Source organism: Bacillus sp. Xin1 (assembly GCF_013314535.1).
Lineage (GTDB): Bacteria > Bacillota > Bacilli > Bacillales > Bacillaceae_G > Bacillus_A.
Genome location: NZ_JABUAE010000057.1, coordinates 1 through 19,691, shown reverse-complemented (window position 1 = coordinate 19,691; position 19,691 = coordinate 1). Strand labels below are relative to the sequence as shown.

Annotated in this window: 20 protein-coding genes; 9 read left to right on the top strand and 11 right to left on the bottom strand. The window is 37.4% G+C overall.

Features of this window, described 5'->3' with window-relative positions:
* Positions 1–134: 134 nt before the first annotated feature.
* The 6 genes from HRG09_RS25450 to HRG09_RS25425 form a co-directional block, all read right to left on the bottom strand.
* Entirely contained in the window at positions 135–923 is a 789-nt protein-coding gene (locus HRG09_RS25450) for a DUF2268 domain-containing putative Zn-dependent protease (RefSeq protein WP_174103614.1), read from the bottom strand.
* Between the two features lie 425 nt (positions 924–1,348).
* On the bottom strand, positions 1,349–2,587 hold the full coding sequence (gene fabF, locus HRG09_RS25445; RefSeq protein ID WP_174103613.1) for a beta-ketoacyl-ACP synthase II: 1,239 nt from the start codon (positions 2,585–2,587) through the stop codon (positions 1,349–1,351).
* Between the two features lie 30 nt (positions 2,588–2,617).
* The gene (fabH, locus tag HRG09_RS25440; protein WP_174103612.1) at positions 2,618–3,550 is read right to left on the bottom strand and encodes a beta-ketoacyl-ACP synthase III; all 933 of its coding nucleotides are present in this window, start codon (positions 3,548–3,550) and stop codon (positions 2,618–2,620) included.
* Between the two features lie 144 nt (positions 3,551–3,694).
* On the bottom strand, positions 3,695–3,868 hold the full coding sequence (locus HRG09_RS25435) for a ComZ family protein (protein ID WP_003195910.1): 174 nt from the start codon (positions 3,866–3,868) through the stop codon (positions 3,695–3,697).
* Between the two features lie 192 nt (positions 3,869–4,060).
* Positions 4,061–4,921, bottom strand: coding sequence for an NAD-dependent epimerase/dehydratase family protein (locus HRG09_RS25430; protein WP_174103611.1), 861 nt, complete (start codon positions 4,919–4,921; stop codon positions 4,061–4,063).
* 57 nt (positions 4,922–4,978) lie between these two features.
* Positions 4,979–5,713 carry a lipase family protein gene (locus HRG09_RS25425; protein ID WP_174103610.1) on the bottom strand — a complete coding sequence of 245 codons (735 nt, stop codon included), beginning with the start codon at positions 5,711–5,713 and terminating at the stop codon, positions 4,979–4,981.
* Between the two features lie 157 nt (positions 5,714–5,870).
* On the opposite strand from HRG09_RS25425, the gene HRG09_RS25420 reads away from it, so the two are divergent.
* Entirely contained in the window at positions 5,871–6,053 is a 183-nt protein-coding gene (locus tag HRG09_RS25420) for a YjzD family protein (RefSeq protein ID WP_001263983.1), read from the top strand.
* Between the two features lie 32 nt (positions 6,054–6,085).
* On the opposite strand, the gene clpB is transcribed toward HRG09_RS25420, so the two are convergent.
* Positions 6,086–8,686, bottom strand: coding sequence for an ATP-dependent chaperone ClpB (gene clpB / locus HRG09_RS25415; RefSeq protein ID WP_174103609.1), 2,601 nt, complete (start codon positions 8,684–8,686; stop codon positions 6,086–6,088).
* Positions 8,687–8,873: 187 nt separating this feature from the next.
* The gene (locus tag HRG09_RS25410) at positions 8,874–9,053 is read right to left on the bottom strand and encodes a YjzC family protein (RefSeq protein ID WP_174103608.1); all 180 of its coding nucleotides are present in this window, start codon (positions 9,051–9,053) and stop codon (positions 8,874–8,876) included.
* A 493-nt stretch (positions 9,054–9,546) separates the two neighbouring features.
* On the opposite strand from HRG09_RS25410, the gene HRG09_RS25405 reads away from it, so the two are divergent.
* The 3 genes from HRG09_RS25405 to HRG09_RS25395 all read left to right on the top strand — a co-directional run bounded on the left by HRG09_RS25405 (position 9,547) and on the right by HRG09_RS25395 (position 10,795).
* Entirely contained in the window at positions 9,547–10,356 is an 810-nt protein-coding gene (locus tag HRG09_RS25405) for a Cof-type HAD-IIB family hydrolase (RefSeq protein WP_174103607.1), read from the top strand.
* 100 nt (positions 10,357–10,456) lie between these two features.
* The gene (locus HRG09_RS25400) at positions 10,457–10,597 is read left to right on the top strand and encodes a competence protein (protein ID WP_174103606.1); all 141 of its coding nucleotides are present in this window, start codon (positions 10,457–10,459) and stop codon (positions 10,595–10,597) included.
* Entirely contained in the window at positions 10,598–10,795 is a 198-nt protein-coding gene (locus tag HRG09_RS25395; RefSeq protein WP_174103605.1) for a DUF3813 domain-containing protein, read from the top strand.
* A gap of 27 nt (positions 10,796–10,822) precedes the next feature.
* On the opposite strand, the gene HRG09_RS25390 is transcribed toward HRG09_RS25395, so the two are convergent.
* Complete coding sequence (locus tag HRG09_RS25390) at positions 10,823–11,680, bottom strand: YitT family protein (protein WP_174103604.1); 858 nt, start codon at positions 11,678–11,680, stop codon at positions 10,823–10,825.
* A gap of 107 nt (positions 11,681–11,787) precedes the next feature.
* On the opposite strand from HRG09_RS25390, the gene HRG09_RS25385 reads away from it, so the two are divergent.
* Entirely contained in the window at positions 11,788–11,919 is a 132-nt protein-coding gene (locus tag HRG09_RS25385; RefSeq protein ID WP_174103603.1) for a DUF3941 domain-containing protein, read from the top strand.
* A 507-nt stretch (positions 11,920–12,426) separates the two neighbouring features.
* Positions 12,427–13,287: a peptidylprolyl isomerase PrsA gene (gene prsA / locus HRG09_RS25380; protein WP_174103602.1), complete on the top strand. Its 861-nt coding sequence runs from the start codon at positions 12,427–12,429 to the stop codon at positions 13,285–13,287.
* A gap of 39 nt (positions 13,288–13,326) precedes the next feature.
* Here prsA and HRG09_RS25375 read toward each other — a convergent pair whose 3' ends face one another.
* A complete protein-coding gene (locus tag HRG09_RS25375; RefSeq protein ID WP_174103601.1) occupies positions 13,327–14,193 on the bottom strand; it encodes a CvfB family protein in 867 nt (288 codons plus the stop codon).
* Positions 14,194–14,462: 269 nt separating this feature from the next.
* Between HRG09_RS25375 and HRG09_RS25370 the strand changes: the two genes are divergently transcribed.
* Positions 14,463–14,954 carry a YajQ family cyclic di-GMP-binding protein gene (locus HRG09_RS25370; RefSeq protein ID WP_001040142.1) on the top strand — a complete coding sequence of 164 codons (492 nt, stop codon included), beginning with the start codon at positions 14,463–14,465 and terminating at the stop codon, positions 14,952–14,954.
* A gap of 187 nt (positions 14,955–15,141) precedes the next feature.
* On the opposite strand, the gene HRG09_RS25365 is transcribed toward HRG09_RS25370, so the two are convergent.
* Positions 15,142–16,413, bottom strand: coding sequence for an alpha-amylase family glycosyl hydrolase (locus tag HRG09_RS25365; protein ID WP_174103615.1), 1,272 nt, complete (start codon positions 16,411–16,413; stop codon positions 15,142–15,144).
* Positions 16,414–16,660: 247 nt separating this feature from the next.
* Between HRG09_RS25365 and HRG09_RS25360 the strand changes: the two genes are divergently transcribed.
* The gene (locus HRG09_RS25360; RefSeq protein WP_174103600.1) at positions 16,661–17,923 is read left to right on the top strand and encodes an ammonium transporter; all 1,263 of its coding nucleotides are present in this window, start codon (positions 16,661–16,663) and stop codon (positions 17,921–17,923) included.
* A 330-nt stretch (positions 17,924–18,253) separates the two neighbouring features.
* Positions 18,254–19,552: a cation:proton antiporter gene (locus HRG09_RS25355; RefSeq protein WP_174103599.1), complete on the top strand. Its 1,299-nt coding sequence runs from the start codon at positions 18,254–18,256 to the stop codon at positions 19,550–19,552.
* The last annotated feature ends 139 nt before the right edge of the window (positions 19,553–19,691 follow it).

The window sequence follows — 19,691 nt, the reverse complement described above, 5'->3', positions numbered from 1 at the left end:
CAATATATCGGCGCAAATTCAAATATATCAGCGATTCGACAAAGGATATCGACTAAACGACAAAAAACGATACAAAAACTTTCTATACAACCTCAAAAAAACTTGGCAGCGCCAAGTTTTTGATTGATCACCTATTAAGAAGTAAAAGCATTCGCTTTATTTAATATACGCATGGCATCTAAGGACAATAAAGAAAGCGTATTATCTTTCTCCCTTTCCACACAATCTTTGACAATATGAAATCCGACGCCATACCCAAGCATCTTCGGATATATTTGCATTCCATTTAGTAAACAATCGTGCTCCCTTGTGCCTCTCTTTATATCTATTCTTTCTTTTACAATCTTCTTCCAATAATGAACCGCTTCCTCTTTTGAAAAGTATGACGTCCACGGTGCATAATCCATTTCTGTATGTCTTTCATACACAGCTTGCTCTGCCAGCCCCTCCATAATGATTGTATCAAGCAATGTATAGTCTCTTTCTTTCTTTCCAATTTGATGTAACCGACATATATGATGATATTCATGCGTAAGTAAGGCTTTTAGCTCCTTCACTGAATTTCGGCCACTTACAAACAAAAAAATAACATGCCGCATGGTTAAACCAGCTTTTCCGTTATATTCCACTTGCACAGTCCGGTTATATGAATCAGATAATAAAATAAAGACAGGGACATCTGGACCTTGCAACCAGTTCTTTAGTTCTGCATACTCCTTAGCAAGCTCTTTCCAAATCTGTTTTTCTTCTAGCTGCTCGATTTCTTTTTGTCCTTCCATCACCGGACGGTACATTCCTTTAGAAATTAAAAATTGATATAACCTTTCCTTTGGCAACGGAATGTATTTCATAAACTTCTCACAAAGCTTTTCGGGACGTCCATAATAAAGGTGCAACCAATCTGCCGTTTGAATAACCCCCATCTTCACCCCTCCCTTTTCTTCTATATATATGCAAGAAAAGGAGCGAACGCGAAGTGATAAAGTAAAACTTTTGATTGGCTTTACTTTGTTCCTGGCTTCGCAACTACATCTTTCCCACATGGCATAGAGTGAAAAAAGTACTGACCGCTTCTATCCAAGATCGGACGCTCTCTTCACCCAAAAAGAAAGAGTATTTTAAGAAACAGCCTCTTTGCTACCTCCCAAAATACCCTCTTACTACTTACGCTTTAAATACTACTACTGCGTTACGGCTATGAACACAAAAACTGACCTACTCTCATTTTCTACTTTTGTTTTCACATGGCATGGGGATCAAAAAGGCACTGACCGCTTCTACGCATGGATGGACGCTCTCTTCCAACTAAAAAAGAGAGGGTATTAATCCCCTCTCTCACTACAATATACTATTGATATTTTTTAAATACTAACACTGCGTTATGACCACCGAACCCTAATGAGTTACTTAAAACAGTATTTACTTCTTGATGTCTCGCTTTATTTGGTACGTAATCTAAATCACACTCTGGATCTGGTGTTTCATAGTTAATTGTTGGCGGAATTACTCCATCTGTAATCGATTTTACTGAGAAAATCGCCTCAACAGCACCAGCTGCGCCTAATAAGTGTCCAGTCATTGATTTTGTAGAGCTAATCGCTACTTTATATGCATGTTCACCAAATGTTTCTTTAATTGCCATCGTTTCATATTTCTCATTCGCATCTGTACTTGTACCATGCGCATTAATATAATCGATATCGTCAGGCTGAAGTCCTGCATCTGCTAATGCTTGGCGCATCGCACGAACGCCGCCCTCACCGCCAGGAGCAGGCATTGTAATATGGAACGCATCACCTGTTGCACCATATCCAACAAGTTCAGCATAAATACGCGCACCACGTGCTAATGCATGTTCTAGTTCTTCAAGGATAAGAATACCTGCGCCCTCTCCCATTACAAACCCACTACGATTTTTATCAAATGGACGACAAGCAGTTGCTGGGTCGTCATTAAACGTTAATGCCTTTGCTGAACTGAATCCTGCAAACGCCATACTTGTTAACGGCGCTTCTGCTCCGCCTGTAATCATCGCGTCTGCATCACCGCGCTGAATCACTTTAAAGGCATCGCCGATTGAGTTTGCACCTGATGCACAAGCTGTTACAGAGCACGTATTAATTCCTTTTGCACCTGTAGCAATCGATACTTGGCCAGCAGCCATATCAGGAATCATCATTGGTACGAAAAATGGACTAACGCGGCGTGGTCCTTTTTCTGTAAAGATTTTAAATTGTTCTTCGTATGTTTCCATACCACCAATACCAGACCCTACCCATACACCAATGCGCGGACCATTTTCTTCTGTAATTTCTAATTTTGCATCTTCAACTGCCATTTTTGCTGCAGCTACCGCATATTGCGTAAAGCGGTCCATACGGCGCGCTTCTTTTTTATCCATATATTTCTCGACTTCAAAGTCGTTAATTTCTGCTGCTACTTTTGCAGGAAATAATTCTGGATCTATGCGTGTAATACGTCCGATTCCAGATACACCATTTTTAATGTTATTCCAAGCCGTTTCAACATCCGTTCCAATGGGTGTAACAGCTCCTAATCCTGTAATTACGACACGCTTCTTTCCCATACAAAATACACTCCTTTTTTCTCTCAGTCCTTATTTACCCCAACGAAGAGCAACTGCTCCCCAAGTTAATCCGCCACCAAAACCAACTAAGACAATTAAATCGCCATCTTGAATACGCCCATTTTGTAATTCCTCTACGATAGCAAGTGGAATTGAAGAAGCTGACGTATTCCCAAACTTTTCAATTGTTGTACTCATTTTTTCTGGCGGCAAATTTAATCGTTCCCTTGCCGATTCCATAATACGAATATTCGCCTGATGAGGCACTAAAAAGTCCACATCTTCTTTCGTAAAACCGGCTTTTTCAACAACTCGAAGACAGGATTCACCCAGTTGGCGAACAGCAAATTTAAAGACTTCTCTGCCATTCATCATAACATATTCATCTTGATAAAGGTGCTTGCCACCACTTCCATCCGCTCCTAATTCAAATGAAAGAATACCTTTCCCTTCTGAAACAGCTCCCATTACAACAGCACCCGCTCCGTCTCCAAATAATACTGCTGTATTGCGGTCATTCCAGTCTACAATTTTAGATAATTTATCACAACCAACTACTAATATGTTTTTATAAGTTCCAGTTTGAATAAATTGCTGCGCTGTAATCATTCCGTACATAAACCCTGCACATGCCGCACTTAAATCCATCGCCGCTGCATGTTTTGCACCAATTTGTTCTTGAATCACGCAAGCAACCGCTGGGAAAGGTCGATCTGGCGTTACCGTCGCTACTAAAATAAGATCAATTTGTTCTCCGCTAATCCCTGCATCTTCAAGTGCTTTCTTGGCAGCTTCTACCGCCATATATGAAGTATTTATTGTATCATCGGCAATGCGTCTCTCTGCAATTCCCGTTCTTGTACGAATCCATTCATCGGATGTATCCATAATTTTCTCTAAATCGTGATTAGTGACTACTTTTTCTGGCACATATCTACCGATCCCTAAAATGCCTACGTTCACATCGCAGCCCTCCGTTTTATATCAATTATTATGACTTGGTACTAATTCTAAAACATAAATGTTTATTTGTCTAGAATATATTTCTAATTGACCAATCCCACTCACAAATTCTGTAAAAAAAATAAGACCGACATATTGTCGACCTTATTTTCCCGCTTTTCCAAGCTCATATGCTTCATTCATTACTTTCATTAATAACTCTAGTACTGGCTGCGCTTTTTCCATATCAAGCGCAATCCCGTTATCATCTAAAATAGCTTTTGCTTCCGGCAAATGTTTCATAGCGATTTGTAAAAACTGCATATTTTTTTCGTTCATCGTTCTTCATCCTTTCTATCAAAGGAGAACTGTTCTCCTTACTTCTACACTATATCAATTCCTTTGGATTTTTCAACATATAAGTCGGTGCTACAAAAACAAAAGGTGACCGCTTCTATGCATGGGCGGATTCTCTCTTCCACTTAAAAGAGAAAGGTTTTATATCGTTTTTTCAATTTGTATTTACATAGTTTAACATGTGTTTTGGCCTTCGTATAACTCTTTATATCGTTTTAAATGTGTAAGTTGCTTATTTAAACCAAATTCTAACGGTGTGTTTTTCATAATACAAATACTCTTTATCTCTTCTTTTTTTACTTCTTTAACAATTTCTCCCACTTTATTCTCAGCATTCAAAAGGGTAATTCCTTTTTCCCATAGATTTTTTTTACCACTAATCATATTATATACACCTAAATTTTCTATACTTTTACCTTTTTCCCATAAATATTCACACACATCTTCTACGTAAAGGAGATCCGCTCTATTTTCATTTTGAACAAGCTGATATTCCTTTTCCATAATTTCAGAAAGGATGAGCCTGTGGTACGTCATAAAGGAAGGTTGCCATGGCCCATATAAAGTTGGAACACGAAGTATACTATAGCAAATCTGTGCTTTCTCAACCTCTTCCTCTATTTTCATAAATAATCGTTTATTTTCAGATTGATCTTCTACATTCGCTACTTCAATAGAAGAAAGTACATTTAGCTTTACTTGTTTTTTTTCACACATATGAATAACTCGCTTTAAATATTGTAAAATGATTCGTTCGTTCCGAAATCCAGTTTGCCTATTCGGTTCACATAAACAAAAGTAAGCTACATCAAACTGCTCCGTTTCTACTGGTTTCCACCCGTTCTCGTCTCTTATAGACGAATACGCAAACAAACTATTCCTACCAATTAAAAATAACTTTTCTTCACTTATTTTTGACATACTTTCTAGATCATCAAAATCAAGACCATATACTTCCACTTCTTCTTCAATCATTTTATTTACAAGGTGATAGCCTACAAATGAAAGTGCCCCTATAATAAGTACACGCTTCATGTCACCAACCCTTTCTTCCTCTAAACAAATAGCTCCTCATCTATGTATATTGGAGCTTCATAAATCTTCTTCATATTTTTTAAAGAAACAACATGTATGCTGAACCACTTTATATTTTACATGTTGTAAATGAAACGATAGTGACGTCTCACAACTTTCATTGATTCGTTTTTTTTCATATTCACGTAACAACTGCTTACGCGCTTTTTGTTCTTGTGTAGACACAAATATTTTTACAGGCACACAAGAATGTAAATAAGAAAAGGATTTCTTGGCAATTTCCGCTTCTAACTGCGCTTCCTTCACATCATACGCAAGCAATAGCTCTTTCACTAGCCTTTTATAGAAAAACTTATGCTCTTTTTCAAGTTCTACATGTGCAGGTAAATCTAGGCATGGATTCAGCATCACTACAGACCTGATACATTCTGGGTACCGATTCATCATTTCAAGAGCCACGAGCGCCCCCATGCCATCTGCAACGATATGGATTCGTTCGTTTAATGTTTCTTTTTTCATCACAACATGATACAAGCGCTTTGCTAAACGAACTGCTTGATCATTTCCCCAATGTCGCCCGTATAGATTAGATGAAAAAACTGTATATCCATTTTCTATCATCCCATTTAAAAAATGAGCTCGCCCTGCATGCTGCATCCATAAACTTGTACCATTCTCAATAAAATAATTGTAATCACCAAGAAGCATGACACCGAATCCATTCGGCTTCTCTGGCAAATAAATTACACATGGTTCTTGTTCTAAGTAAAAAAAACGTTCCGTAACACTCATTATTCTCCCGCCTTATTTTCTAAACATTAAAACTACTCCTTTTATAATGTATGAGCAGAATCCAAATTTGCGTTGAAAAATCCACAAATATTTTTCTATATTCTTTTTTCAATTGTGTTACAATATAGACAGATTGTACGAATAGGGGTGTGAAAAGATGCGTGTAATTTGGGCCTTTATTTGGTCGTTTATGCTTGTACATATGATGAGCTACGTAATTAGCTCTATGACTGGCGGTGTATACGATTTCCAACAAGCGTCTATTTTCTCAGTTGTTCTTGCTGTACTTGTAATGGCAATTGCAGCAGCAATTCCAAACGAACCAGTAGAACAACACTAAAAAAGAGTCCGGGTTTCATTCCGGACTCTTTTTTATTTCACATGAACAACTAGTTCATTATTTTGTACATCAACAACGACATGACTATTATCAGTGATTGTCCCTGCGATTAATTCTCTCGCTAATTTCGTCTCAATTTGACGCTGTACATATCTTTTTAGTGGACGTGCCCCGTACATCGGATCGAATCCAGATTCTACAACAAATTCTTTTGCTGATTCTGTTAATTCCACTGATATATGGCGATCCGCTAAACGACCTTGTAATTCTTTGACAATTTTATCAACGATGCCTTTAATTTCATTTGTTGTAAGTGGTTTAAATAAAATAATTTCATCCACACGGTTTAAAAACTCTGGACGGAAATGTCCTCGTAGTTGCCCCATCACAAGTTCTCTTGATTCTTCTTTAATTGTACCGTCTTCTTGTAAACCTTCTAATAAATACCCTGAACCAATATTAGATGTCATAATAATAACTGTATTTTTGAAATCTACTGTTCGTCCTTGTGAATCTGTAATACGTCCATCATCTAACATTTGCAGTAAAATGTTGAATACTTCTGGATGTGCCTTTTCAATTTCATCCAATAAGATAACGGAATACGGTTTACGACGCACCGCCTCTGTTAATTGTCCCCCTTCTTCATACCCTACATATCCAGGAGGAGCTCCAATTAAACGAGACACGGCATGTTTCTCCATATACTCAGACATATCAATGCGGATGATTTGTTCTTCACTATCAAATAAAGATTGCGCTAATGTTTTAGCGAGCTCCGTTTTACCAACACCTGTAGGTCCTAAGAAAATGAACGAACCAATTGGACGATTTGGATCTTTAATGCCTGCGCGAGCACGAAGAACCGCATCTGATACAAGATTCACTGCTTCATCTTGCCCAATCACGCGTTCTGATAAAATTTGCTCTAAACGTAGTAGTTTTTCACGTTCACCCTCTACAAGTTTGGCCACTGGAATACCAGTCCAACGTGAAACAATATTTGCAATTTCTTCTTCACTTACTTCTTCACGAAGTAAACGGTTCTCTTGTCCGTTATGTGCCCCTGTTTCTTCCGCTTCTCTTAACTCTTTTTCCACTGCTGGAATTTTGCCATGACGAAGCTCAGCTGCTTTATTTAAATCGTAATTTCCTTCTGCTTCTTCTAATTCACGACGTAAACGTTCAAGGTGTTCCCGTAAATCACGAACTTTATGGATTTCTTCTTTTTCTTTTTGCCACTGTGCTCGCATTCCACTTGCAACTTCTTTTAAATCAGATAATTCACGTTGCAATGTTTTAAGTCGCTCTTGACTACCACGGTCTGTTTCTTTTCCTAAAGCAGCTTCTTCAATTTCAAGTTGCATAATGCGGCGTGTTACTTCATCTAATTCCGTTGGCATGGAATCAATCTCTGTTCGAATCGTTGCGCACGCTTCATCGACAAGGTCAATTGCTTTATCTGGTAAAAAACGATCAGATATATATCGATCAGACAATACAGACGCTGCCACAATCGCGCGGTCATGAATATTTACACCATGATAAATTTCAAAACGCTCTTTTAAACCACGTAAAATAGAAATCGTATCTTCTACTGTTGGCTCTTCTGCTAATACTTGTTGGAAACGACGTTCTAATGCCGGGTCTTTCTCAATATATTTGCGATATTCATCTAAAGTAGTTGCGCCAATACAATGCAATTCACCACGTGCAAGCATTGGTTTTAACATATTCCCAGCATCCATCGCTCCTTCTGTTTTACCAGCACCAACAATCGTATGAAGCTCATCAATGAATAAAAGAATACGGCCTTCACTTTTTTTAATCTCATTTAAAACAGCTTGCAAACGTTCTTCAAACTCACCACGGAACTTTGCACCTGCGACAAGCGCACTCATGTCTAAAGCAAAAATTGTTCGATCTTTTAAACCTTCTGGTACATCTTTTCGCACGATCCGTTGTGCTAACCCTTCAACAATCGCTGTTTTACCAACCCCAGGTTCACCAATTAACACAGGGTTATTTTTCGTCTTACGAGAAAGAATGCGGATGACGCGACGAATCTCACTGTCACGCCCAATTACCGGATCAATTTTCCCTTGTTTTACTTCTGCCACTAAATCACGGCCATACTTTTCTAACGCTTCATATGTTACTTCTGGATTTTGACTAGTCACTCTTTGATTCCCCCTAACTTCCATTAACGATTGTAAAAGCTCGTTCTTTGTTATATGGAACGTTGTAAATAAACGTTTTATATCACTGTTCTCTTCACAAAAGGCAAGTAGTATATGCTCTACTGAAATATATTCATCTTTCAATTTTTTCGCTTCAGCTTCTGCCTTAACAAGCAATTGCTGCAAAGCATTTGTTACATACACTTTTCCGGCTTCTGCACCACTTCCGGTAACAGATGGCTTTTTTTGAACAAGTCTTTCTACTTCCTTCGTTAATTGTTCTATATTCACATTCATTTTTTGAAAAATACGTATTGCTAATCCATCTTGTTGCTCTAATAATGCAAGCAATAGATGAACAGTATCAATTTCTTGATGATCATGAGATACCGCTAAAGACTGTGCACTCATAATCGCTTCTTGTGTTTTTGTCGTCATTTGATTTAAGTCCATATCCACAAACCTCCAAACATTTCAACCTTCTTTATGTTTGACCTTTTTTGATTTTTTGACTTTCTTTGACCTTTGGCTTCATTATACTCCTGTTCCCTTTTTTATACAATCCATTTCATTCAATATTTTAGGATTATTTTTTTTAAAAATGCACATAAAAACCGCAGCTAAATCACTGCGGTTCTCTTTACGGTTTTCTTTTATACGTCCACTGACGATTTTGATTTGTATTTTCAGGAAATCTTTCGCCAGCAGTTAATTTTACCATTTGCGGATCTTTCACCATGCTCCCTGTTTCACCAATTTCTACATATATTCCATCATTCGGTGCTTTCTGTCCAGAACGAAACCTATGATTTTGTCCCATCTTCATTCTCCTTCCATGACATCTTTACACCGTTAGTATGTCCATTTTTGAAAAAGCCTTTCTGTTATGTTTAGGAAACCTGTCATATTTTTGATTACTGTTCATATGTATAAATTTACATAATAAAGCAGGAGAAAAAACATCATTCGTTGAAAAAAAAGAAACCGACCTATTCCAGGCCAGTTTCAAAGGAGAGTCAAACATATACGAGAAGATTACGTTTTTATTATACGTCTTGTTAGACGGGCAATGTAACCCTTTTCACAATTTGTACAAAATGAAAGAAACATTATTTGAACTTTCGAAAAAGTCATTGACTTTTCTGATTTTCGGCAGGAAATAGTGGACACTAACACGTTTCTCGACGTAAGATGAATATATAACGAAACTTCCATTTATGGTCGTTTCACTATATACTTTCCAACCTCTTATTTCTGCATGGTAAAACGGAAATACAGATAGAACCAAAAAATTTTTCATAAGAGGTGAAAACATGAAAAAGCAACATTTAATCGCATTAGATTTAGATGGCACTTTACTTACAGACAATAAAATCATTTCCACACGAACAAAGAAAACAATCGAAAAAGCAAAACAGCAAGGACATGTTGTTGTTATTTCAACAGGACGTCCATTTCGCGCTAGTCACGCTTATTATAAAGAACTTGGTTTGAATACACCTATCGTTAACTTTAACGGCGCTTATGTTCATCACCCTCTTGATGCAAATTGGGGAACGCATCATTCTCCCCTTGAACTTTCCACTGCACAAGAAATCGTTCGCGCTTGCTTTGATTTTGGCGTAAAAAACATTTATGCCGAAGTAATGGATGATGTATATGTTCGCGAAATTGATGAGGATAAAAAGCATATTTTCGAATTCGGCTCTCCGAAGATTTTTACAGGAGACTTATTAAATATTTTAAACGACCATCCAACTTGCTTATTAATTGACGCACATGATGAACATTCCGCTGCCATTCGCAAGCATTTAACAGATATGCATGCTGAAGTAATTGACCATAGAAAATGGGGTGCTCCTTGGCCTATTATTGAAATTGTAAAAAGCGGATTAAATAAAGCTGTCGGATTACAAAGAATTTCAAGTCATTACAACATTCCGAAAGAGCGAATCATCGCCTTTGGTGACGAAGATAATGACTTTGAAATGATTGAATATGCAGGCCACGGAATCGCAATGGGAAATGCGATTCCTGAATTAAAATCACTCGCAAATCATACAACATTAACAAATGAAGAAGACGGAATCGCTCTTTATTTAGAAGAGGTTCTTGGGTTGTAATCTAAAAATTCCCTACTTATAGTTTAACGCAAAACGCTCATACTATAATCAAGCGCAGCGATGCGTCAGTTATTTTCTGCTAAATAAGGGGGAATTCAAATTGGGTAAAAAGAACAAATCAAAACGTTTCGTCCAACAAGGTGCCGATGCTGTTATGCAGCATGCTGCAAGATTCCCGTACCGTGGTACATTAGCTGATGCAGAAAAAGAACGAAATAACTCTTCTCTCGGAGGGGTTTAAATGGGTAACTTATTATTTCAACAAGCGCGAGACGCTGTTTCTAATGCCGTTTCTTGTTCAAGCGGCACCGAGCAACAGGAACTCGTTTATCGAGCAAAAAATGCTTTGCAATCCGCTTACGCCAATTCGTCAACTGCAGAAAAGGTACAACTGCGTGAGATGCAACAGCAACTACAAAACATTACACACACACATTAAAACAAGAGGACCGATTCCCGGTCCTCTTTAATCTTTCCGAAACAATCCAAATACACCGACTGTTTGAACTATATTCGTAAAAGCACCAGGGTCTACCTGTTTAATAATTCTCTCTAGTTCATATAATTCATAACGCGTAATCACCATCATTAACATTTCTTTATTTTCATTTGTATATGCGCCCGTTGCTGGTACAGTTGTAATCCCCCTTACTAAACGAGATTGTATCGCCTTTCTTACATCAACACCATTTTTCGTAACGATAAACGCGGTAATTTTCACATAGCGTGTATGAATTGCATCGATAATCCGTGTTGACACATACAACGTCACTAACGTATATAACGCTTTTTCCCAGCCATACATATAACCAGCTGCAACAATGATAATTGCATTGAAGAAAAAGAAATACGTTCCCACTGGCTTATCTTTCACTTTTGATAAAATCATTGCAATGATATCTAAACCACCTGTGGATGCGCCCCATTTCAAAGCAATTCCGACTCCTATTGCTGAAATAATCCCTCCAAAAATGGCGTTTAATATAATATCATTTGAAACTGCCTTCACTGGCACAATTTCTAAAAATAGTGTCATGAATACGACGCATAAAAAACTAAATAACGTAAACGCTTTTCCTACCTTTTTCCACGCTAAAATAACAACCGGAATATTAAATAGGGCAAAAAGTACCCCTGTTGATATATGAATCGACGCAAAATCATTTAATACTTGTGAAAGCAATTGAGATAATCCCGCAAAACCGCTCGCATATACTTTTGCTGGTGTTAAAAATAAGTTCATTCCAATTGCATTTAACAAACCTGCAATGATAACAACAATGAGCTTCTTTATTAATTCAGCATAATTTAATTTCAAATCCATATTTCATCCACCTTTATAAATCATGAGTTCACCACTATCCGTATACATAGTCTTTACGAAAACGGAAATGATAAACGTACAACCGTTTAGAAATGGAGTTGATATGTATGCCACATACGAGCGATAATGACAAAAAAGCACGCGATAATAACGCAAAGCGTGCACTTAAAAATGAACAAGAACAAAAAAATATTCAGCAAGGAGAACGTACCTATTCTAAAAAAACAGATCATCTTTAATTATTAAGAAACCGACAGAAAACCTTCCTTTTTAGGTGGGAGAGAGCATCCGATCTTGCATAGACGCGGTCAGGGCCTATTTTTGCCCCATGCCACGCTAAAACAAAAAGAGATTATGAGTGCAAGTCTGCTTTTGGTTTCACAGCCGCAAATAGACTTTGCTGGTTATAACTGTATGTAAATAAGAAGGTGTGTTGGGAAGTAGCAAAAAGATTACTTCTTAACATACCCTCTTTTTAGGCAGGAGAGAGCGGCCAGCTATGCATAGAAGCGGTCAGATCCCTTTTCTGCCTCATGCCATATTAAAACAAAAAGAGAAAGCAAGTAGCGATCACCTTTTGTTCTTCATAACAGCGGATTATATGTTGGAAAATCAAAATGGATTTATAACGTACATCAACAATCTTGTTGATGTACTTTTTCATTTCACAAAAAACATCTCAATTTCACTTCATGTTCACTTCACTATTTTACAATAACAACAACAGAATTAGATGAGGTGTTAAAATGAAAGGAAAACAATTATGGATGGCCATGGCCGCGCTCGGAACGTTAATGCTATCTGCTTGCGGCACAAAAGATAGCTCGGATGCTATTGCCACATCCAAAGTTTCAACTATTACAAAAGGCGATTTTGACAAACAACTAAAAGAACGGTACGGAAAAGATATGTTATATGAAATGATGGCACAAGATATCATAACAAAAAAATATAAAGTATCGGACGATGAAGTTGATAAAGAGTTCAAAAAGGCAAAAGAACAATTTGGTGATCAGTTCAAAACAGTATTAGAAAGCAATCGTTTAAAAGATGAAGACGACTTTAAAAATCAAATTAGATTCAAATTAGCAATGGACAAAGCAATTAAGGAAAGCATTACAGAGAAAGATGTAAAAGCAAACTATAAACCTGAAATTAAAGCGAGTCACATTTTAGTAAATGATGAAAAAACAGCAAATGATATGAAGAAACAACTAGATGAAGGTGCTTCATTTGAAGAACTAGCAAAACAACACTCCCAGGATCCAGGTTCAAAAGAAAACGGCGGAGACCTTGGATACTTCGGCCCAGGTAAAATGGTGTCTGAATTTGAAGAAGCTGCTTACAAATTAAATGTTGGTGAAATTAGCAAACCAATCAAATCATCACACGGCTACCACATTATTAAACTGACTGATAAAAAAGAATTAAAACCATATGATGAAGTAAAAGATTCTATTCGTAAGGATCTGGAAGAAAAACGATTAGCAGATCAAACGACCGGTCAAAAAATATTATTAGATGAATTCAAGAAAGCTGATATTAAAGTAAAAGATAGCGATTTGAAAGATACATTTTCTCGTCTTTCAGAACAACAACAGCAATAATAAAAAAATCGGAACAGGTTGATGCCTGTTCCGATTTTTTTATTTCTTAAAGTAAGTCCAACCTTCTTCTTGATAAACTTTTTCTTCTTTCATTAACTTACCAAGTGCACGTTTAAATGCTGATTTACTCATATTAAAACGTTCTTTAATATCTTCTGGGTAACTCTTATCCCAAAATGGCATTGCTCCGCCGCGCGTCTCCATATACTCATAGATCACCGCAGCATCATCTTCCATTCCCTCTTCTTTACGCGGAAGAAGTGAAATATTAATCGTACCATCATCTTTCACATCAATAATACGGCCTGTTACACGCTCGCCAATACGAACTTGCTCTTTTCTTTCTGTATGGTGCAGGAAGGCACGGAAATGCTCATCCGTTAATACAAATGAACCAACTTGAAGCGAGCGATACACGCGTCCGTTCACATTTTTATTGCGCATAGATGGCGTTGCATCCACGATAATCTCCTGCATATCTGAATCTCTTGCTGGAAGAGCGATTAAACGGCCACGATTTGTTAATTTCAATGTACAATATAATTCATCGCCCTCTTCTGGCCAAACCGGCGTATAAATCGGAAACTCATCAGCTGGGATCAAGATATCCTTAGAAACACCGATATCAACGAATACACCTAGATCAGGTTTCACTTCGACAACTTTTACCCAGTTCCAGTCATGTACTGTAATGATCGGCGTCTTCATTGTGGCAGAAATTCGTTCTTTATGATCAAGGTATAAAAATACATCAATCTCATCGCCTTCTTCAATTTCTCCCGCTACTTCGTTTTTATGTAGAAATACTTCTTCATAGCCCTCTTCATCGTCAAATCCGACCATATACCCAATTTCCGTTTCACGTAAAACAGTTACCTGTTCAATCGATCCTGGTTGTAAATACATATATTTTTAATTCCCTTCTATATATAAAGTTATATGTTTATCATTCCAAAGAAAGCTTCATTATAACACGAAATTTCCTTTATTTGTCCAACTCGCCAAAATTCACTATAATAAAGTAAGACTTTAATTAAATGGGATTTCTTTCCCCTCTACTTATGAGTCATAACAGATAAGTTTTACTACTCTATCTAACTCATGTATTTTCCGCTATACTGTAATGTGGATAGTACATACCCTGTAAGATGGAATTTAATTTGGAGGTGCTTACTATGGCAAAAGATAGTTCTTTTGACATCGTTTCAAAAGTAGAATTACCAGAAGTAACAAATGCTATTAACATCGCATTAAAAGAAATTCAAAATCGATATGACTTTAAAGGAAGCAAAAGTGATATTAAATTAGAAAAAGAAGTACTTATTTTAACTTCCGATGATGAGTTTAAACTAGAGCAAGTAAAAGACGTTCTTATCTCTAAACTCGTTAAACGCGAAGTACCAATTAAAAATTTAGACTACGGAAAAGTAGAGAGCGCTACTGGTAATACAGTACGTCAACGTGCAACATTGCAACAAGGCATTGATAAAGATAACGCGAAAAAAATCAATAACATCATTAAAGAACTAAAACTAAAAGTAAAAACACAAGTACAAGATGACCAAGTACGTGTAACAGCGAAAAGCCGCGATGACTTACAAGCAGTAATCGCAGCAGTTCGTAGCGCAGATTTACCAATCGATGTACAATTCATCAACTATCGCTAAAAAAGAAAAATCCTCTATTCGGAGGATTTTTTCTTTTCGTAATAGCTGAACAGTCACTATTTATTAATTGAAAAACCTTTCTTTTTAGGCGAAAGAGAGTATCCAACCATAGACCAAAGCGGCCCCCATGGATTACGTGTACGGTTTCAGAGCCATGATTTGTATAAAAATATACACATATTGATTCTTATGATTTCTTTCGTTTCTTTACCGCGATTAAAAACGCAATAAACAGGACATTTACACTAACTAATAAAGAGATAAAAAGCCAGTTTAACCCTGTTTTTTCTCTCACCTGATATACATTTGCTTCTTCTCGCTTTAGTACAAGATAATAATTCCCATCTTCTTCCCTAATGATTTCATCTTTCAACAATCCCTTTAATTCCTGATCTTTTCCTACTTCGTTGGCAGAAAACGAAACTTTCTGCGTCTCTTTTGTGTTGTTAATCGCAATCAGTGTTTCTTCATCTTTATACTTTCTTTTGAGCACACTCATTCCAGCTTTATCATATAGCAACTCAAATGTCCCGCGGCGGAGAGAAGGTAACTGTTGACGGAGTTCTCCTAATCTCGTTACATACTGCAAAAATTTTTCATCCGTTTTAAAATCCATTAACCGGCGATTGTCTGGTATGCCACCGCCATCTAGCGCAATTTCTGTTCCGTAGTAAACTACCGGAAGCCCTGGTGATGTATATAAATACGTAAGCGCTAATTTCAAACGCGACGGCGGGTAATATGCGTTCTCTTTCGCACTTCTAACAAACCGCTTTGTATCTTGACTATCCACAAAAGTACTGGCCGCTTTTTCATTTTCTACCAAACTTGCATCATAAAGCGGTTTAATAGACATATCTGATTTCGTAAAAACATCTGTTATATGTTTATAATATTCATTATGTATCCCCTCTTCCCCATCATTCATAACGAGGAAATCCTTTTTCACTTCTTGAACACTTTGTTTTATTTCATTTAAAAAGGGAAGGGATATTTCTTTACTATGTATAAGATAACTTCCATCTATATTCGTTTCTTTTATCCACCACTTAATCGAATCAATAAGTGTTTCTTCTTGTCCACCAACAAACTGCAACACGATTTTCATATCTCGTTTATGCGCTTCCTGCACGAGCTGTTTTACATCCTGCACTGATCCAAAATGTTCATTCACCTTTTGAAAATCAACCGTACCATGCCCATCATACGTTTCACTTTTAAAAATTGGCGAAAGCATAATAGCGGAAAACCCCATGTCCTTTATATAATCTATTCTCTTTATAATCCCTTGTATATCGCCCCCTTGGTATCCTTCTAAATTCCCAACATCAAGTTGTCTATCATTTTTTGCATCTCCATTATTAAAACGGTCCACCATAATAGAATAGATCACTTCATCTTTCCATTCTCTTTTCTCTTCCGCCAATGTATGCATAGGCACCAAAAAAGCAAATATCATGCAAAAACAAATCAAAACTCCTCTTCTCCACATTTTCCTCACAGAACATCCCCCAAATCCTTTCTAATTGTAAGAATAGTATATCAATTTTCCTAACAAACCGCACTGACACAAATCATATGTCAGATTTTCTTACATATAATTTAAAATTTTCAGAAAAATGTGTTGATTTTTTATTAATTATTGAATATGATATGAAACATAACATCAAATGTAATATTTCATAACATTATAGGAGGGGAAAAGAATGAATATGGGAGATACTGTGTTTTTATTTTTAGCGACGGTAATGGTTATGATTATGACACCAGGTTTGGCCCTTTTTTACGGCGGGATGGTTCGTAGTAAAAATGTACTAAGTACAACAATGCATAGCTATAGCGCGATGGCGATTGTTTCTATTCAATGGGTGTTTATCGGCTATTCTTTATCATTTGGACCAGATTGGAACGGCATCATCGGTACATTAGATTGGTTCGGCTTACAAAATGTAACTTTCACACCAAACCCAGACTACTCCGCTACTATTCCACACAATTTATTTATGATGTTTCAACTTATGTTTGCAATCTTAACTCCAGCATTAATTTCAGGAGCTTTCGCTGAACGAATGCGATTTTCCGCTTTTCTTATTTTCATTCTTCTATGGACGACAATTGTTTATAACCCAGTTGCTCACTGGGTATGGGGCGTTGGCGGATGGCTTCGCGAACTTGGAGCATTAGATTTCGCCGGTGGCAACGTTGTTCATATCACATCTGGCGTTGCCGGGCTTGTGCTAGCGATTTTTCTCGGTAAACGAAAAGACGTAAACGGCTCTTCCCCTCACCATCTACCCTTTACACTTCTAGGCGCCGGCTTATTATGGTTCGGATGGTTCGGGTTTAACGTCGGCAGCGCCCTTACACTAAACGACGTAGCAATGACCGCATTCATTAATACGAATACCGCAGCAGCAGGTTCTGCTTTAACATGGATCTTAGCAGAGTGGTTCTTCCAATCAAAACCAACTGTAATGGGAGCAGCTTGCGGCGCTGTATCGGGTCTCGTTGCGATTACACCAGCTTGCGGGTTTGTCACCCCTTTCTCCGCTCTGTTAATCGGGGCAATCGGAGGCGTTCTTTGCTTCGGAGCTGTCTTCTTTTTAAAGCACAAACTCGGATACGATGACGCACTTGATGCATTCGGGTGTCATGGAATCGGCGGAACATGGGGCGGCATTGCAACTGGGCTATTCGCAACAACTTCGGTAAATAGCGGCGGCGCTGACGGATTATTTTACGGAAATGCCGCACTCCTTTGGAAGCAACTCGTCGCAATTGGAGCGACATACGCTTTTACAATCGTAATGACGTACGCCATTATTAAAGCTATTAACTTCTTCCTTCCTGTTCGCGCGCATGAGCATGAGGAAGAAATGGGGCTCGATATTTCGATGCATGGGGAGAAGGCTTATGAGTATAGCGAGAAATCACTGGGTGAGGTGGCAATGCAGAAAAAGGCTAAGTGAGGCATTTTATCAGTATATAACTTGTACAACAGAAAAGGTTTATCTCTTTTTTAATACGAGATAAACCTTTTTACTTGCTGTTTAAAATGATACGTTATGTAAACATGACATGAATACGATATACCTATTCCTAACTCAGAAAAGGGCGCTCTTTTAGCCACAGTTAGATTAGCTATCGATAGTATTACAGACAAGGTTTGATTGAATGGTACAGTAAGATGAGAAGCAAGTAATGGACTTTGTATTATTTTATCAAATTGTGCTCATACCTTTACACACTTCAACCTATTTACATAATATATATATATATTCATAGAAAGGAGGATATCTTTGTTTAGTATACAGAGTGTAGATGTCGCTCATTTTTTATTTGCCATGGGCTGCCTATTAGCTTTAGCTCACCTATTGGGTTTTTTAGCAGAACGTTTGATGATTCCTCGAGTTATCGGTGAAATATTGGCAGGTCTTGTTCTTGGACCAACGTTGTTAGGCTATTTTTTCCCTGACACTTTCCAATGGATGTTTTTAGGTTTCGATGGCGAAGGTAAGTTATTTGGAATTATTTATCAAATCGGCTTACTTATGCTCATGTTTAGTTCAGGGTTAAAATTCCAGACAAAATTTAATAAAGAAGATTTAAAAATTACTTCCGCATTAGTTGTAGGGGCAACCATTCCGGCATTTATTGTAGGTTGGTTTGCTGCTGATCTATTAAATATTACTTCCTATATGGGAAGCGCAAACAGTCCGCTTGCAATCAAGATCGTTATAGCTATATCTATCGCGGTTACATCCATACCCGTTATATCAAAAATATTTAACGACTTAGGAATCATGCGCACTAGATTTGCAAAAATAGTGCTCGCATGTGCTGGTATACACGATATTATTCTATGGGTAGCTTTAGGATATGCAACAGCAATAGCAAGCCAAGAAGGTATTATTACATTTAGTTTAGGACTCAAAACGACATTAATAAACCTTAGCTTTATTAGCGGAGTACTTTTAACTGCACACTTCTTATTTAATCGCTTAACATTTTTTAAAAAGAATTTCCTTTTTAAAGCATCACATCTTGGATATTTCCTATTCACCATGTTCATGTTAGCATCCCTTGCAGGGTACCTACATGTAGAGAGCATTTTTGGAGCTCTTCTCGCTGGAATTATGATTAAACTGTCCATTCCAACAGATGAAGTGGATAAAGTTGAATATATTGTTTCAAAAGTTGGCTTTTCTTGGTTTATTCCACTATATTTCGCGATTGTTGGGCTACAATTAGATCTTATTAAACACTTTAATCCATTTTATTTCCTCGGTTTTCTTTTATTTGCTTGTCTCGTACAAACTCTATCTGTTTATCTAACATCAAGGATGATCAAGCAGGATCCTTTAACTAGTCTCAATCTTGCGATAGCCATCAATGACCGTGGAGGTCCAGGAATTGTCCTTGCTTCTATTGCATATTCAACAGGGATTATCAATCAGGAGTTTTTTGCCGTACTCGTTATGTTAGCATTAATGACCTCATTCTTGCCTGGTGTTTGGTTCCGTATCGTTCTAAAAAAGAAATGGAGACTAATGCCAGGAGATGAGAATGTAGTTCCAGATCGAAATAAAGATGATTAATATTGAACTACCCCCATCTACAACGAGCTTGAGGTGGGGGATTCTCCTGCTTCTGCTCGGGCAAAAACAGTTCCCCTCGTTCAACAAAGAGGATACAACGCTATAGAGTTCGGTAGTGTCTGTATGGAATGTAAGACGA

Bases quoted from the DNA above. Each gene is read 5' to 3' on its own strand.
- HRG09_RS25370 (WP_001040142.1), top strand. From the start codon at position 14,463: ATGGCAAAAGATAGTTCTTTTGACATCGTTTCAAAAGTAGAATTACCA.
- HRG09_RS25360 (WP_174103600.1), top strand. From the start codon at position 16,661: ATGAATATGGGAGATACTGTGTTTTTATTTTTAGCGACGGTAATGGTT.
- HRG09_RS25420 (WP_001263983.1), top strand. From the start codon at position 5,871: ATGCGTGTAATTTGGGCCTTTATTTGGTCGTTTATGCTTGTACATATG.
- fabF (WP_174103613.1), bottom strand. From the start codon at position 2,587: ATGGGAAAGAAGCGTGTCGTAATTACAGGATTAGGAGCTGTTACACCC.
- prsA (WP_174103602.1), top strand. From the start codon at position 12,427: ATGAAAGGAAAACAATTATGGATGGCCATGGCCGCGCTCGGAACGTTA.
- HRG09_RS25390 (WP_174103604.1), bottom strand. From the start codon at position 11,680: ATGGATTTGAAATTAAATTATGCTGAATTAATAAAGAAGCTCATTGTT.
- HRG09_RS25365 (WP_174103615.1), bottom strand. From the start codon at position 16,413: ATGATATTTGCTTTTTTGGTGCCTATGCATACATTGGCGGAAGAGAAA.
- HRG09_RS25375 (WP_174103601.1), bottom strand. From the start codon at position 14,193: ATGTATTTACAACCAGGATCGATTGAACAGGTAACTGTTTTACGTGAA.
- HRG09_RS25435 (WP_003195910.1), bottom strand. From the start codon at position 3,868: ATGAACGAAAAAAATATGCAGTTTTTACAAATCGCTATGAAACATTTG.
- HRG09_RS25450 (WP_174103614.1), bottom strand. From the start codon at position 923: ATGGGGGTTATTCAAACGGCAGATTGGTTGCACCTTTATTATGGACGT.
- HRG09_RS25410 (WP_174103608.1), bottom strand. From the start codon at position 9,053: ATGGGACAAAATCATAGGTTTCGTTCTGGACAGAAAGCACCGAATGAT.
- HRG09_RS25430 (WP_174103611.1), bottom strand. From the start codon at position 4,921: ATGAAGCGTGTACTTATTATAGGGGCACTTTCATTTGTAGGCTATCAC.
- HRG09_RS25385 (WP_174103603.1), top strand. From the start codon at position 11,788: ATGCCACATACGAGCGATAATGACAAAAAAGCACGCGATAATAACGCA.
- HRG09_RS25405 (WP_174103607.1), top strand. From the start codon at position 9,547: ATGAAAAAGCAACATTTAATCGCATTAGATTTAGATGGCACTTTACTT.
- clpB (WP_174103609.1), bottom strand. From the start codon at position 8,686: ATGGACTTAAATCAAATGACGACAAAAACACAAGAAGCGATTATGAGT.
- HRG09_RS25425 (WP_174103610.1), bottom strand. From the start codon at position 5,713: ATGAGTGTTACGGAACGTTTTTTTTACTTAGAACAAGAACCATGTGTA.
- HRG09_RS25395 (WP_174103605.1), top strand. From the start codon at position 10,598: ATGGGTAACTTATTATTTCAACAAGCGCGAGACGCTGTTTCTAATGCC.